We start from the raw sequence: 14,368 nt of genomic DNA, 5'->3' as shown, positions 1-14,368 counted from the left end.
GCCCTCGACCTTGACGACCGTGGCCAGTACAGCATCGATCTTTGTGCTGTTGGCTTGATCCACTGCATCCAGCAAGGCGTACAAATCAGACATTGCCACTCTCCAAGGTCATGTTCAGTGGATGGCTGCGCCATCGTCTTCAAGTGATCGGCCCCTCGTTTGCAGGGAAAAACAGCGTTGCCAACAACCCGCCTAACGCATTGAACGGGAGTACTATTCATTCCCTTGCATTCGTCGAAGAACAATGCGACATCGATCTAATGCATACGGTGAACGAGAAACCCCGGGGCGCCCAAAGAATCCCTTTGGCCGGAGTGCCCAGTTCAGAGACCGGTGGCGCACTACCACGGAATGTCATGTCATTTCCTAGCCATAAACATCGCTACGCATAATCGTCAAGGGCAACAGTTTGAACAAAAAAACAGGTATCAGAGCCCAGCAGGCAGACCAGACCAAGGCTCGTATTCTCAAGGCCGCGGTCAAGGTCTTCACCCGTGATGGTTATGCGGGCGGGCGGATCGAACAGATCTCCAGTGAAGCCGAGTCCAATGACCGGATGATCTATTACTATTTCGGCAGCAAGGAAAACCTCTTTGTACGGGTGCTTGAACACACTTATGAAGCATTCAACCATGCCGAAAGCATGCTGCGCCTGGACCTTTCGAACCCTGTGCAGGCCCTGCGTGAACGAGTGGCGTTCGTCTGGCATTACTACGTAAAGCATCCGGAATTCGTCGCTATCCTCAATATCGAAAACCTGCACGAGGGCAAGCACGCCAGGCAGTCCAGTGAGCTTCGTCGCTTGTCCGGTGCCACGCTGGGCGTGATCACACCGCTCATCGAAGCGGGTCAGCGGCAGGGGGTGTTTCGCCAGGACGTCGACATCAATCACGTTTACCTGATGATCGCCTCGCTCTGCTACTTCTATAACTCCAACCGGCACACCCTCACCTCATTTCTTGGTCAAGACCTGGCGGATCAAGGCCAGCAGCAGGACTGGCTGGCGTTCATCAGCGATCTGGTGGTGCGCGGTGTGCTGACACTGCCTGCGTCTCAGCGACTCTCTGATCAATGAGTTCCGGGATTGGCCCGCAAGTGCGCGACCTTCTGCTCCAGCCCTTGCCACGCAGGTTCAGCTGAGGCGAAGCGATTGCGCAGGTATGCCGTCAGTTCGGCGATCTGCCTGTTGGACAGGCTGTCCTTGAAACCTGGCATATAACCAAGGTCCGGCGTCGCCGGGTTGGAGATGCCTTGCAAAATGACCTTCAGCAGGTTGTCTGGCAGCGTACTGTGAAGGTTGGTATTAGTCGCCAACGAGGGACTGACACCAAACAGTTTCGGCCCAAGACCATCGGCGTGACAGCCTTGGCAGGAACCTTCAAACACCCGCCGACCATTGTTCAACGACACCTCTGTGACGCTGGGTTGCGCTACGGTTTCCGAGCTTGAGCGGGTCTGTGCTTGCACCGTGCCATCGAGCGACGCGAGGTAAACCGCCATCGCCCGTATGTCTGCTTTGGGCAGCTTCGCCAATTCGCTAACCACCGGCCCCATGGGGCCCGCCGCGACACCGTGGGCATCGGAATAACCACTGCTCAGGTAGGTGAACAATTGATCTTCAGTCCACGGCGTAGGCGATTTGGATAAGCCATTGAGCGCAGGTGCTTCCCAGCCATCGACCATGCCGCCCGCCAGGAAATTTTTACCGCCCTTCTCCGCGCCCATCAAGTTGCGCGGTGAATGACAAGCCGCGCAGTGACCCAGCCCATTGACCAGGTAGGCGCCACGATTCCACTGCTCGCTGCGTTGCGGCTGCACCTGGATTTCACCCTTGCGCAGGAACAACGCGTTCCAACCCGCCATCAGCGGCCGCATGTTGAATGGGAACTGCATGTCGTTGACCTTGGCTGGCTGGCTCACCGGGGCCTGTGACATCAGGTACGCGTACAGCGCCTGCATATCGGCGTCGTTGATATTTCGGAAGGCAGTGTAAGGAAATGCCGGATACAGATTCTTGCCATCGCGACTGATGCCATCGCGCATGGCCCGCTCGAACGCGGGATAGGACCAACTGCCAATCCCGGTTTTCGGGTCAGGTGTGATGTTGCTGCTGTACAGCGTTCCGAAAGGCGTCTGCATTGCCAACCCGCCTGCATTGGTCGCGCCGCCTGACGCTGTGTGGCACACCGCGCAATCGCCGACTGCCGCCAGCAAACGCCCTCGCTCCAGCGTCGCCGCAGACCAGGTGCCCGCGCTGGGTGGCGTGATCGGTGCGATTTCCGCACGCCAGGGCAAAGCCGTGGCAGCAACGCCAAGTATCGCGCCGAACGCTGCGAACAATGAGCCAAACAACCATTTCGAGCGCTTGGCCTTTGGCGAATCAGGGGGATTGGCATTCGCTTCGTCCGCCGAGCCTTTGAGCGCGGCCAGCACACGCTCAGCGGTGATCGGTAGTTCACGAAAGCGAATCCCGGTGGCGTCGTAGATCGCATTGGCTATCGCTGCCGCGCTCGGCACTGCCGCCGACTCACCCGCCCCCATGGGTGCTTCGTTCTGGCGCGGCATCATCAGCACATCGATTTCCGGCACCTGGGGGAATGTCAGGATCGGGTAACCGCCCCATTCCTTGCTGGCAACGGCGGACTCTTCAAAGGTCACGCGCTCCTTGAGCACGCGACTGGTGGACTGAATCACATTGCCGTGAATCTGATGCTGCACTCCGTCCGGGTTGATCATCATCCCGGCGTCATGACCGATCACGACCCGGGTGACTGACACTTCGCCGCTGCGCTTGTCCACCGCCACGTCCGCGACCCACGCAGCCCATGCAGCGCCAAAACCTGGAAATTTGCTGTGAATGTAACGGGCATAGGCAAAACCACGGCCGCGCAGGATGTTGTCTTGTTCCGGGATTTGCATCGGCTGCGTACGCGGCGTCCATTCGGCGCGGGCAGCCGTGGCCTTGACCAGATCCGAGGCGCGCTCATCATTCAGATAACGCAAGCGGTATTCGACAGGGTCGACGCCCGCAGCAAAGGCCAATTCATCGATATACGACTCATGGGCGAAAGTATTGGGCAGCGCCGACACGCCCCGCATCCACGAAGCCCGGACAATGGGTGCCATATCATTTACGCTCACGCGCATGTGTTCAAAATCATACGGAGGGATCGAAGTGCGGTCGCCCATTTCGAACATCGCCGCTACCGGTTCGACACGCCCTGTCAGCAGCAGTGCCAGGGTCGGCGCACCGTTGGACGGGTAGCTGGTCTGGAAATCGTAACCGGCCACACCGCCATCGGCATTGATGCCTCCATCGACTTCCATCAGTTGCGCCGTGCCTTTGGGCTCCCAGACATGCTCCTGCTCGCGGGTCAGTTGCACCCGTACCGGCAGGCCGACGGCCCGGGACAGTAACACCGCATCGGCGCACACGTCGTCGGCGCAATTACGCCCGTAACAACCTGCCGCTTCCATGCGGATGATCTCGATCCGCTCTTCCGGATACTCCAGCAGCCATGCCAGGTCAGCGCGCAGTAAATGCGGGTTTTGCGTGCCGGACCAAACGCGAATGCCGTCCTCTTGATAGTCCGCCAGCCCGCAGGAAGGGCCGATGGAGGCGTGAAGTTGATACGGCCACAGGTAGGTGCGGGCCATGCGCTCGCTGGCCTGCTCCAGCGCTTGATCAACATTGCCCTTGTCCAGCACGACGCGCTGCACCCGGGGGTTGTCGCGAATGGCCTGCGCGATGTCATCCATGTTCGGCAATTTGTGGTTCCAGGCTTTCCAGGTGACTTTCAGTGCCTGGGCGGCCTTCGCGGCCTGCTCTTCACGCATGGCTACCACGCCGACAAAATCGCGAATCACCACCACCCGGACGATGCCGGGAATGTGCGCGATGGAGGACTCGTCCACCTCCAGCAGGCTGTTGCCGACAAAATCGCCGCTGTCGAGCCCGGCATAAGGCGGGCGAATCACCCGGCCATGCAGCATGTCTGGCAGCCGCATGTCATGCACGTAGGTCAGCTCACCGGTGGCTTTACCGGGAATGTCCACCCGCGCTGCGCCCTTGCCCACCAGCCGATAATCTTCCAGACGCTTGAGCGGCGCATCACCGGAAATCGTCAACTGGTCACGCTCGCCCTCCACCAGTTCGGCAAACGTGAGCTGGCGACCGTCTTCGCTGCTAACTACCCCGCTGTTTATCCGTATGGTGTCAGCTGCAACGGCAAAACGCTGGGCCGCCCGAGCCAGCAAAAATCGCCGGGCTTCAGCCGCGGCGTTACGCAAGGGGATGGCCGAAATCTGAATTGTCGCACTGGCGATGGTTGCGCCCTGGTTCGGCGCGCTATCGGTATCGCCAAGGACCATACAAACTTGATCCAGCGCCAGGTCCAGTTCTTCGGCGACGATTTGTGCCAGCGAAGTACGGATCCCGGTGCCCAGATCCACGTGGCCGTTGAACCCATAGACCTTGCCGTCGTCGTTGACCGCAATGAACAACGCCAGCTCCTGGGGTTTGATCACGGGTACGCCACCTTTGGCCACAGGACCGGACGGTGGCTGGATCTGATCGACGATCAACAAGACGCCGGACTTGGTCAACAGCTGAGCACGGGTGAGCGTTGCATGGGTCATGGTCATCAATCCGTTCAAGGCTTTTGACGGGCGGCACGCAGTACCGCACGAAGAATTTCGATATGGGTGCCGCAGCGGCAGAGATTGGCCGACAGTTCGTTGCGAATCTGTGCCTCGCTGGGGTGCGGGTTGCGATCGAGCAAGGCCTTGGCGGTCATGATCATGCCGTTCATGCAGTAGCCACACTGCGCCGCCTGCTCATCTATAAAGGCCTGCTGCACCGGGTGCGGATGCTCTCGGCTGCCAATGCCTTCGAGGGTGGTGATTTCCCGGCCCTCGGCGCCGGACAACGGAAACACACAAGCCCGCGCCGCAACGCCATCGATGATCACCGTGCAGGCGCCGCACTCGCCCAGGCCACAACCGTATTTCGGGCCGTTGAGCTGTAAATCATTGCGCAGCACCAGCAACAGCGGCGTGTCGGCCATGGCACAGACCGTAGTGGTCTGGCCATTGACGTGAAGCGTCACGGTCTTTTCCGGCGCCAGTGCTTGCTCACTCATGTCGCACTCTCCAGGTGTTACCGCTCGCTCTCTTGAGGTGCGGCTTTTTATTAAGTAATCACTACATGAAAAAGGCGTGACCGGTACCGCATGCGCAGGCTGCGCAGATCCTGCGCAGTGCCATGCGGGTTCTAGAGCTTGATGAGGGGGATGGCTACCCGACTCCTCACGTTACCCCTGACTACATTTTTTTCATGAAGCATCCACTTCATGAATCAGACGCAAGAAGAATGCCAGGGGCGGTTTCTTACTCGTCAATCGTCGGCGTCATCGATCATCTTGCGCAGCAGATACAGCATCGCGACACGCTCGGCCGGGTTGAGGTTACCCATGGTCAGTTCACTGACACGGGCAGCATGAGGCACGGTATCACGCACTAATTGATGGCCACTGTCGGACAGGCCAACGATGACTTTGCGCCGATCTTGAGGGTCTGGCTCCAGGGTGATCAGGTCACGCGCCTTGAGCCGCTCGACGATGCCTCGAATGGTTGCCTGATCCACCGCAGTGGCCTTGACCAGCTCGGTCAATGAGCTCGGCCCGCCATCACGCACGGCGCATAGCGTGATGAATTGCACGGCGGTCAGCTGCGAATCGTCGACGTTCTGCTGGAAGATCGCCATATTGCGTTGGTAAGCCTTGCGCAGCAAATGACCGACTTGCTCGGAAAAGGCATAGGGAGCGGTTGTCTGTGGGGTGTTGTCTGTCGTATCCGGCACGGCGGGCTCTATCAAAAAAAAATAAGTGGCGTTTACATTAACCTGCGAGGGGGATCAAGGTAACTCAATCGTGGTGGGTCACTGTCCCGCCCCCCTCTTTTATATCACCGCGCGATAGATGCCTGCGGCGCTACCACATCACCACCCAGGACCACCGCCTGATCATCGAGGTAGATATCGCAATGGCGTAGCGGGATGTCCAGGTGGCACGGGGTTTTTCGGGTACCGCCAACCTCGGTATTGGGCCCGGTGGAGAACAGGAAGTTGCCGTAGAACGCCCGGGCATCCATGCACATGCCGTCGTTTTTGTCATGCAAGCCCATGGCGGTCCACTGCGCACGCGGCTGCAAACCCCAGCCGATATGGGAGATGCCATACACCTCGGGGTCGTTGAAGTACTTCATGTAATCGCGCAGGTATTCGGCCTCGAAGCCACCATGAATCGAGGTAATGAAGCCCTTTTCGATTTCCAGGGTGATCTTCTCTCGCGAGTAATTCTTGAACGGCAACAGGATATCGCCGACGTCGATCACCAGTACGCCCTCGGCGGTTTCCTCGTTCGGCCAGGAGAATAGAAAACCGCTGGGCCAGTGATCCCAACGCCCCGGCTCATCGGCAAAACCGTACTCGGTGACCGCAGGGTATTGCCCGAGCAACGCCTTGAAATCACTGCCGGCCCTGGACTTCACGTGGATCGAGCGCGCCTGCTTCAGCAGCTTCTCGGCAGCCATCACCCGCTCTTTGTCCGCCAGCGTAGGCAGCATCCGCGCCAGCACTTCCGGTGGTTCGACCGCCAGCAGTATGCGCGTCCCGGTCTTGAGGATCTGCTCCTGCTCCGGCGAGTGCAGCAACATCATGGTGTCGACCACAAGGTCCGCTGCTTCCAGCGCCCGTTGCGCGGCGATATTGCCGGTCAGCGCGGTGTCGCCGCAGTAAGCGGTCATGTCATTGCCCATGGCCATAGGGTGATTGAATGACGGCAACTCGACCGCATAGACCTTGGCCCCAAGACGCTGCGCGGCGTCCATGGCCGCCCGCACGGTACGCGAGTCGGAGTAGTGGCTTTTCAGTACCGCGACGCTTTGAGTCGAGTCCACTTTCGACAGTTTCAACACGTGTTCAAACATCTGGGTCAGTTCGCAATCGCTTACCGGCATTTCTTGTCTTCCTCTTAACCTGTTGAGTTCGTTCGACGCCTCGCACCCTGTACACCAAAGCAAGGCGACGAGCCTGGCACCTGCGCGAATTTGAAGTGTATACGCTATTTATTGACGATAAAACATTAAATTGACGGACGTCTAAAGAGAAGAACAGAAACGTTACAAAGCAACACAACCCCACTAAATAATGGTTACTTAGCGTTACGCGCGCCGTTTATTGCTGATTTTATATTTTTCAAACGGGCTCTTCCAATTCAAAAACAATAGCGTATACACTTCAAATCGCGGCGAGACGACAACCCGATCTCACCAGCCACATATTCAAAACGAAGGAAAAGCCCCCATGCGAAACAAACAAAAAATCGCAATCGTCGGCGCCGGTCTAGGTGGCGCTGCTGCTGCCACGCTGTTACAGAAAGCCGGGTTCGAGGTCGATATCTATGAACAGGCCCCAGAGTTTTCCCGTATTGGTGCGGGCATTCACATGGGCCCGAACATCATGAAAATCTTCCGTCGCATGGGCATTGAACAGAAGCTGAGCGACATGGGTTCGCACCCCGACTTCTGGTTCAGCCGCGACGGTGCCAGCGGTGACTATCTGTCCCGCATCCCCTTGGGTGAATTCGCTCGCAAGGAATACGGCGCGGCTTACATCACCGTGCACCGCGGGGACCTGCATGCACTGCAAATGTCGACCATTGCGCCGGGCACTGTGCACTTCAACAAGCGCCTGACCGGGATCGAGGAAACCGATGAACTGGTGCGCCTGCACTTCGGCGACGGCAGCACCACAGAGGTCGATATTGTCATCGGCGCCGATGGCATCAACTCCAGAATTCGCGAAGAGTTGCTCGGTGCGGAAAGACCGCTGTACAGCGGCTGGGTTGCGCATCGCGCCTTGATTCGCGGCGAGGTGCTGGCCAAGTACAACATGGACTTTGAAAACTGCGTGAAGTGGTGGAGCGAAGATCGTCACATGATGGTCTACCACACCACCAGCAAGCGCGATGAGTACTACTACGTCACCGGCGTACCGCACCCGGCCTGGGACTTCCAGGGCAGCTTTGTCGATAGCAGCCGCGACGAAATGTACGACGCATTCCAGGGCTATCACCCCACCGTTCAAGCGTTGATCGAATCCAGTGAAAGCGTGACCAAATGGCCGCTGCTCAATCGCAACCCGCTGCCGCTCTGGAGCCGTGGACGGATGGTGTTGCTGGGTGATGCCTGCCACCCGATGAAACCGCACATGGCGCAAGGCGCGGGCATGGCCATCGAAGATGCCGCCATGTTGACCCGCTGCCTGCAGGAAACCGGGCTCACCGATTACCGCACCGCGTTCAAGCTATACGAAGCCAACCGCAAGGACCGCGCCTCGCGAGTACAGGCGGTGTCCAATGCCAACACCTGGCTGCGCACACAAGAAGATCCGGCCTGGGTCTACGGTTATGACCTCTACGGCCACCCACTGAAATCGGAAGTGGCCGCATGAGCACCTTCATTCAGGGCGGCAACGTTCAAGCCAATGGTATCCGCCAGCACTACCTGCGTTATGGCGGTCAGGGCAGCACCGGCAAACCGATAGTGTTGCTGATTCCCGGCATCACCAGCCCGGCTATCACCTGGGGGTTTGTCGCCGAGCGCCTGGGTCAGCATTTCGATACCTACGTACTGGACGCTCGTGGCCGCGGCCTGTCCTCCACCGGACCGGAACTGGATTACGGCACCGACGCCTGCGCCGATGACATCGGCGCATTCGCCAAGGCCATGGGCATCAATGCCTATCACTTGGTGGGACACTCTATGGGCGCGCGCTTTGCCGTGCGCAGCGCAGTGCGCAATCCAGCGGGCCTGCAAAGCCTGGTACTGATCGATCCACCCGTCTCCGGTCCCGGCCGGCGCGAGTACCCGAGCAAGCTGTCGTGGTACGTGGACTCGATCCGCCAATCACTGAGCGGGATGGACGCCGACGCCATGCGCGCCTTCTGCCCGACCTGGACCGAGGAGCAACTGCAAGTACGCGCCGAGTGGCTGCACACCTGCTACACACCTGCCATCGTCCGCGCCTTCAACGATTTTCATGACGTGGACTTTCATCAAGATCTGCCGCACCTGCCTGTCCCTGCCCTGCTGATCGTTGCCGGTCGCGGCGGCGTAATCCAGGCCGGGGACGAAGCGGAAATTCGCGACCTGCAACCCGCGATCCAGATTGCTCACGTTGAAAACGCCGGGCACATGATTCCGTGGGATGACCTCGAAGGATTTTTCGCGGCGTTTGGCAATTTTCTCGGCCAGCCCCTGACCTGAATTCAACGCACGTTGCAAAGGAGACAGCTTGTGATCAAGCCTTATCGTATCGGCCAGATTGTGCCGAGTTCCAACACCACCATGGAAACCGAGATCCCGGCGATGCTGGCAGCACGCCAATTGATCCGCCCCGAACGCTTCACCTTTCACTCCAGCCGCATGCGCATGAAGCAAGTGCGCAAGGAGGAACTGGCGGCCATGGACGGCGAGTCCGACCGCTGTGCCATTGAGCTGTCGGACGCCAAGGTCGATGTACTGGGTTATGCCTGCCTGGTCGCAATCATGGCCATGGGCCTGGGCTACCATCGCCAGTCCGAGAAACGCCTGCGCCAGGCCACCGCCGACAACGACGGTAACGCACCGGTCATCACCAGCGCCGGCGCCTTGATCGATGGCCTGAAGGTCATGGGCGCCAAGCGCATCGCCATTGTCGCGCCCTACATGAAGCCGCTGACCGAGCTGGTGGTCAACTACATCCGCGAGGAAGGCTTCGAGGTGGTGGATTGGCGCGCCCTGGAAATCCCCGACAACCTGGAAGTCGCTCGCCACAACCCGGACAACCTGCCCGCCATTGTGCGCGACATGAACCTTGAAGGCGTGGATGTGATCGTCCTGTCGGCCTGCGTGCAGATGCAATCGCTGGGAGTGGTCTCACAAGTCGAGGCCCAAACCGGCAAACCGGTACTCACCGCCGCCATCGCCACCACCTACGCAATGCTCAAGGCACTGGACCTGGAGCCCATAGTTCCGGGGGCGGGCGCGCTGCTGTCTGGCGCTTATAAATAGGAGCGTGTCATGAGCCAAGAACAAAGTGCCGACGCCAACTATCAGGGCGTGTGGGGCCAGCGCATCGGCTTTGGCAATAAGCCTGCGCTGTTGATGATCGATTTCATGCAGGGCTATACCCAAGAAGGCGCACCGCTGTACGCGCCAGGCGTGGTCAGCGCTGTAGCCGAGAGCGTCGAACTGCTAGCCTGCGCCCGGCAACATGAAATCCTGGTCGTGCATACAAACATTCGCTACCACCCAGGGCATTTTGCCGACGGCGGCATGTGGGTCAAAAAAGCACCCGTCATGAAAGACATGGTCGAGGGCAACCCACTGGCTGCTTTCTGCGAGCCAGTGCTGCCCAACCCCGATGAAGTGGTAATCAGCAAGCAGTACGCCAGCTCGTTTTTCGGTACCAGCCTGGCGTCGATGTTGCGCGCCCAAGGCATCGACACCGTGGTACTGGCCGGCTGCTCGACCAGTGGCTGCATTCGTGCGACAGCGGTGGATGCCGTGCAGCATGGATTGCGGACCATCGTTGTTCGCGAATGCGTCGGCGACCGCCACTCCGCACCCCACGAAGCCAACCTGTTCGACATTGATAGCAAGTATGGCGATGTGGTGAGCAAGCAGGAGGCCATGGAACACTTCAGAAAATGAGATGGCCATTGGTTTTCCCGGGCTGACTCAGTGTCTTCCCGGGCAAGCCTGCAACCTCCACGAATTCACGGTTTTACCGAATAACCGGCAGAAATGGATATCTGCCGTCGAACCAGGCCGTAGAGCACTGGTCGCCAAATACTGAGCAAGGGTCGACATCAAACCCTGCCCAGTCTTCTGACACTGCCTTTGGAAGCCGCCAACCGGTGCTACCAAAGCATTGATCCGCGGCTAAACAACAATCACAAAGTCACCGCCAGGAGACACCCATGCCCTCTGCAAATGTAGGTACATCCACTACGACCACCGTCGTAGACCCAGTCCAGGCGCTTTACCGCAAGATCACCTGGAAGCTTATTCCGTTCCTCTGCTTCTGCTATCTGGCCTCCTATCTGGACCGGATTAACGTCGGCTTCGCCAAACTGCAAATGCTCGAACAGCTGCAATTCAGCGAAACGGCTTTCGGCCTGGGCGCCGGTCTGTTTTTCGTCGGCTATATCATTTTCGAGGTCCCAAGTAATCTGGCCCTGGAAAAAGTCGGGGCGAAGATCTGGATCGCCCGGATCATGATCACCTGGGGGCTGCTCTCGGCCTGCACCATGCTGGTCACCTCTACCACGCAGTTCTACATCTTGCGCTTCCTGCTGGGCGCGGCGGAGGCCGGCTTCCTGCCTGGCGTGCTGTTCTACCTGACCACCTGGTTCCCGACCTACAGGCGTGGGCGCATCATTGCCCTGTTCATGATCGGTATGCCGCTGTCCAGCGTGATCGGCGGGCCCTTGTCCGGCTGGATCATGGGCCACTTCGACCACGCCGCCGGTCTTCGCGGCTGGCAATGGCTGTTCCTGATCGAGGCGGTACCTAGCGTGCTGCTGGGCATCCTGACGTTCTGGGCCCTGCCAAACAATCATCACTGCGCCAAATGGCTGAACGCCGATGAAAAAGCACTGCTGGAAAGCGAACTGCGCCTGGACGACGTCGAGGGCAAAGACAGCAAGCACAGCTTCCGTGACGGTTTCTTCAACCTGAAAGTGTGGATGCTCGGCGGTATCGACTTCTCGATCCTGCTCAGTGCCTACGCCATGGGCTTCTGGATGCCGACCTTCATTCGCAACGCGGGGGTGGCAGACAACTTCCATATCGGCCTGTTGACTGCCCTGCCCAGCGCTGCCGCCCTGATCGGCATGCTGCTGATCGGCGCCAGTTCGGACCGTCATCGCGAACGCCGCTGGCACATCATTGTCCCCTTCCTGATCGGCTCGGTGGCCATGGCCAGCAGCACCTTCTTCACCGATAACGTATTTGCCACGGTGGCGCTGTTTGCTATCGCGTCGGCGGCCATCATCGGTGCAGTACCGGTGTTCTTCAGCCTGCCAGCGACCTTTCTCAAAGGCCGTGCGGCCGCCACCGGCTTCGCCTTGGCCTGCTCGCTGGCGAACATCGCCGGCCTGGTCAGCAACTCCTTGATGGGTATCGCCATCGACCTGACCGGCAGCGGTGCCGGAGCACTGTGGTTCTTCGCCGGTTGCTTGATCCTCAGCAGCCTGCTGGTGATCGCCCTACCGGCCAAGCTGGTCAATCGCTAAGACACGTAAGCCAGGCGACTGCGTGTCCTGGCGTAAGTCGCAAGGGGGTCTCATACGGCCCCCTTGCGACTGATCCCACCGACGTGGTGCAGATCGAGCCCGGGCCGCGAGCCGCCGGCCAACCCCATGTTCAAGCCCTCCTTGCGGACAAGCCTTGGCTTCGTCTGACGGGAGACGCTATGCCCTGATTCCGGAGTATCAACAGCATGCACACTCCAGCACTGCGCAAAACCCATGCAATCAGCGGCGCCCTAGGCGGCTGCCTGACACTCGGCCTGGCTCCGCACCTGCTCGCCGAAGAAACAGGCTTCATCGAAGGCGCGACGGCCAACGTGCAACTGCGCAACTACTACTTCAGCCGCGACTTCTCGGACATCGTCGGCCCCAACAAGCAATCCAGGGTCGAGGAGTGGGCCCAGGGCTTTATCCTTGATGCCCGCTCAGGCTACACACAGGGCAGTATCGGTGTCGGCGTGGACGTGCTCGGCCTCTACGGTGTCAAGCTCGACAGCAGCCCGAGCCGGGCCAGGACCGGACTGCTGCCGACACACGACGACGGCAGATCCGCCGACGAGTACGGCCGCCTGGGTGCGGCGATGAAACTCAAGGTCTCCAGCACTGAGCTGAAGGTTGGTGAGCTGCGGCCCAACCTGCCGGTACTGGTCTACAGCGATCTGCGCCTGCTGCCGCCGACCTACCAGGGCGCTTCTCTGGTTTCCAACGAATTGTCCGGACTGACCGTAAACGCTGGCCAGCTGCACTCCACTAGCCTGCGCGACTCGAGTAACACCCAGGAGATGTATGCGCTGATCAATGACCCGATCAACCCGGCGCGTATCGCCAAATTCACCAGCGACCGCTTCAATTATCTGGGTGCCGACTACAGTTTCAACTCCAATCGCACCAGCGTCGGTCTCTGGCAGGCGCAACTGGAAGACATCTACCAGCAGCGTTACTACAGCTTCAAGCACGCCGAGCCAGTAGGTGACTGGACGCTAGGCATAAGTGTCGGCTACTTCGATGCCCGCGACGACGGCCGGAGCATCGCCGGCAAGCTCGATAACCATGCACTGTTCAACCTGTTGTCGGCGAAGCGCGGCGGCCATACCTTCTACCTGGGCTACCAGCAGATCGGCGGTGACGATGGTTTCATCCAGGTTGGCGCCAACACCAACCCGCTTGGCAATACCCTGCCTACCTACGAGTTCGCCGCACCGGATGAACGCTCCTGGCAAGTCCGGCACGACTACGACTTCGTCGCCCTCGGCATTCCCGGTCTGACCACCACTCTGCGCTACGTGACTGGAGACAACGTCACCACTGGGCGGGGGTTTGAAGGTCAGGACTGGGAGCGCGATCTGGATATTGGCTACGCTGTCCAGAGTGGAGTGCTGCGTGGAGTGGGTATCCGCATCCGCAACGTTACTGCGCGCTCCAACTACCGTAGCGATATTGATGAGAACCGGCTGATCCTCAGCTACAACATCAGCCTTTTCTGATAGCCGTACCCGCCGGAACTTTCAGGCAGAGTAAGCCAAGAACCTGGGCACCATCAGCGACGGTGCCCTGGAGCCGACGTGGCGAAGCAGAGCCTCAGCGAGCATCATCACCCACGGGAAGATCACCCCGTGGTGAACCGGCGGTTGAGGCGCCACTACGCAAGGACCCAACATAAATCAGTAGCACGCTTCGGGCAGACGCTACGCTTCCATTTTCGCCTGCAGGCCGCCCACCGCTGGAGAGTGGGCTGGCTCACAAGCTTGGTGAATGGTGGTCTTGCGGTATTTCAGCATCCCGCCACTGCGTTCATTGAGGTAGGCCGTGATCTCGCCAACTATGGCCAAGGCCACGCTCGCCGGGGTATCGCCCCCCAGATCCAGACCGATCGGATAGTGAAGCCTGGTCAGGCTTTCTGGCAAACGGGCCAAGGCGCCCATCTCATCGAGCAGTCGTTCTGTTCGCTCTCGAGGGCCCAACTGCCCGACATAGGCAGGTGAACATTGCAGAACGTTTTCCAGCCAATGCCG

12 protein-coding genes are annotated in these 14,368 nt (G+C 59.4%); 7 read left to right on the top strand and 5 right to left on the bottom strand.

Annotated features, from left to right (window positions below; genetic code table 11):
• Positions 1-409 precede the first annotated feature (409 nt).
• Positions 410-1,075, top strand: a complete 666-nt coding sequence (locus tag VC35_RS26375; RefSeq protein WP_046043579.1) for a TetR/AcrR family transcriptional regulator — start codon at positions 410-412, stop codon at positions 1,073-1,075.
• Here the strand turns inward: VC35_RS26375 and VC35_RS26370 are convergent.
• From VC35_RS26370 to VC35_RS26355, 4 genes are all read right to left on the bottom strand, one after another.
• On the bottom strand, positions 1,069-4,638 hold the full coding sequence (locus VC35_RS26370) for a molybdopterin cofactor-binding domain-containing protein (RefSeq protein ID WP_046043582.1): 3,570 nt from the start codon (positions 4,636-4,638) through the stop codon (positions 1,069-1,071). The genes VC35_RS26375 and VC35_RS26370 overlap by 7 nt on opposite strands.
• A gap of 14 nt (positions 4,639-4,652) precedes the next feature.
• Entirely contained in the window at positions 4,653-5,141 is a 489-nt protein-coding gene (locus VC35_RS26365; RefSeq protein ID WP_046043577.1) for a (2Fe-2S)-binding protein, read from the bottom strand.
• A gap of 254 nt (positions 5,142-5,395) precedes the next feature.
• Complete coding sequence (locus VC35_RS26360) at positions 5,396-5,860, bottom strand: MarR family winged helix-turn-helix transcriptional regulator (protein ID WP_046043576.1); 465 nt, start codon at positions 5,858-5,860, stop codon at positions 5,396-5,398.
• A gap of 104 nt (positions 5,861-5,964) precedes the next feature.
• Positions 5,965-7,017 (bottom strand): 2,5-dihydroxypyridine 5,6-dioxygenase, encoded by a 1,053-nt coding sequence (locus VC35_RS26355; protein ID WP_046043574.1) that lies wholly within the window; start codon positions 7,015-7,017, stop codon positions 5,965-5,967.
• 346 nt (positions 7,018-7,363) lie between these two features.
• Between VC35_RS26355 and VC35_RS26350 the strand changes: the two genes are divergently transcribed.
• The 6 genes from VC35_RS26350 to VC35_RS26325 all read left to right on the top strand — a co-directional run bounded on the left by VC35_RS26350 (position 7,364) and on the right by VC35_RS26325 (position 13,840).
• Positions 7,364-8,512, top strand: a complete 1,149-nt coding sequence (locus tag VC35_RS26350) for an FAD-dependent monooxygenase (RefSeq protein WP_046043572.1) — start codon at positions 7,364-7,366, stop codon at positions 8,510-8,512.
• A complete protein-coding gene (locus VC35_RS26345) occupies positions 8,509-9,327 on the top strand; it encodes an alpha/beta fold hydrolase (RefSeq protein ID WP_046043571.1) in 819 nt (272 codons plus the stop codon). Before VC35_RS26350 ends, VC35_RS26345 begins: the two co-directional genes overlap by 4 nt.
• A 30-nt stretch (positions 9,328-9,357) precedes the next feature.
• Positions 9,358-10,113, top strand: coding sequence for a maleate cis-trans isomerase family protein (locus VC35_RS26340; RefSeq protein WP_046043570.1), 756 nt, complete (start codon positions 9,358-9,360; stop codon positions 10,111-10,113).
• A gap of 9 nt (positions 10,114-10,122) precedes the next feature.
• Positions 10,123-10,755 (top strand): N-carbamoylsarcosine amidohydrolase, encoded by a 633-nt coding sequence (locus VC35_RS26335; RefSeq protein ID WP_046043569.1) that lies wholly within the window; start codon positions 10,123-10,125, stop codon positions 10,753-10,755.
• 269 nt (positions 10,756-11,024) lie between these two features.
• Entirely contained in the window at positions 11,025-12,341 is a 1,317-nt protein-coding gene (locus VC35_RS26330) for an MFS transporter (RefSeq protein ID WP_046043567.1), read from the top strand.
• 206 nt (positions 12,342-12,547) lie between these two features.
• Positions 12,548-13,840, top strand: coding sequence for an OprD family porin (locus VC35_RS26325; protein WP_185754866.1), 1,293 nt, complete (start codon positions 12,548-12,550; stop codon positions 13,838-13,840).
• Between the two features lie 201 nt (positions 13,841-14,041).
• Here VC35_RS26325 and VC35_RS26320 read toward each other — a convergent pair.
• On the bottom strand, positions 14,042-14,368 hold a 327-nt coding region (locus tag VC35_RS26320), incomplete at its 5' end, for an XdhC family protein (protein ID WP_185754865.1).

Origin of the sequence: Pseudomonas fluorescens, assembly GCF_000967965.1 — a bacterium.
GTDB lineage: Bacteria > Pseudomonadota > Gammaproteobacteria > Pseudomonadales > Pseudomonadaceae > Aquipseudomonas > Aquipseudomonas grandcourensis.
This window is presented reverse-complemented; position numbering and strand designations above follow the sequence as displayed.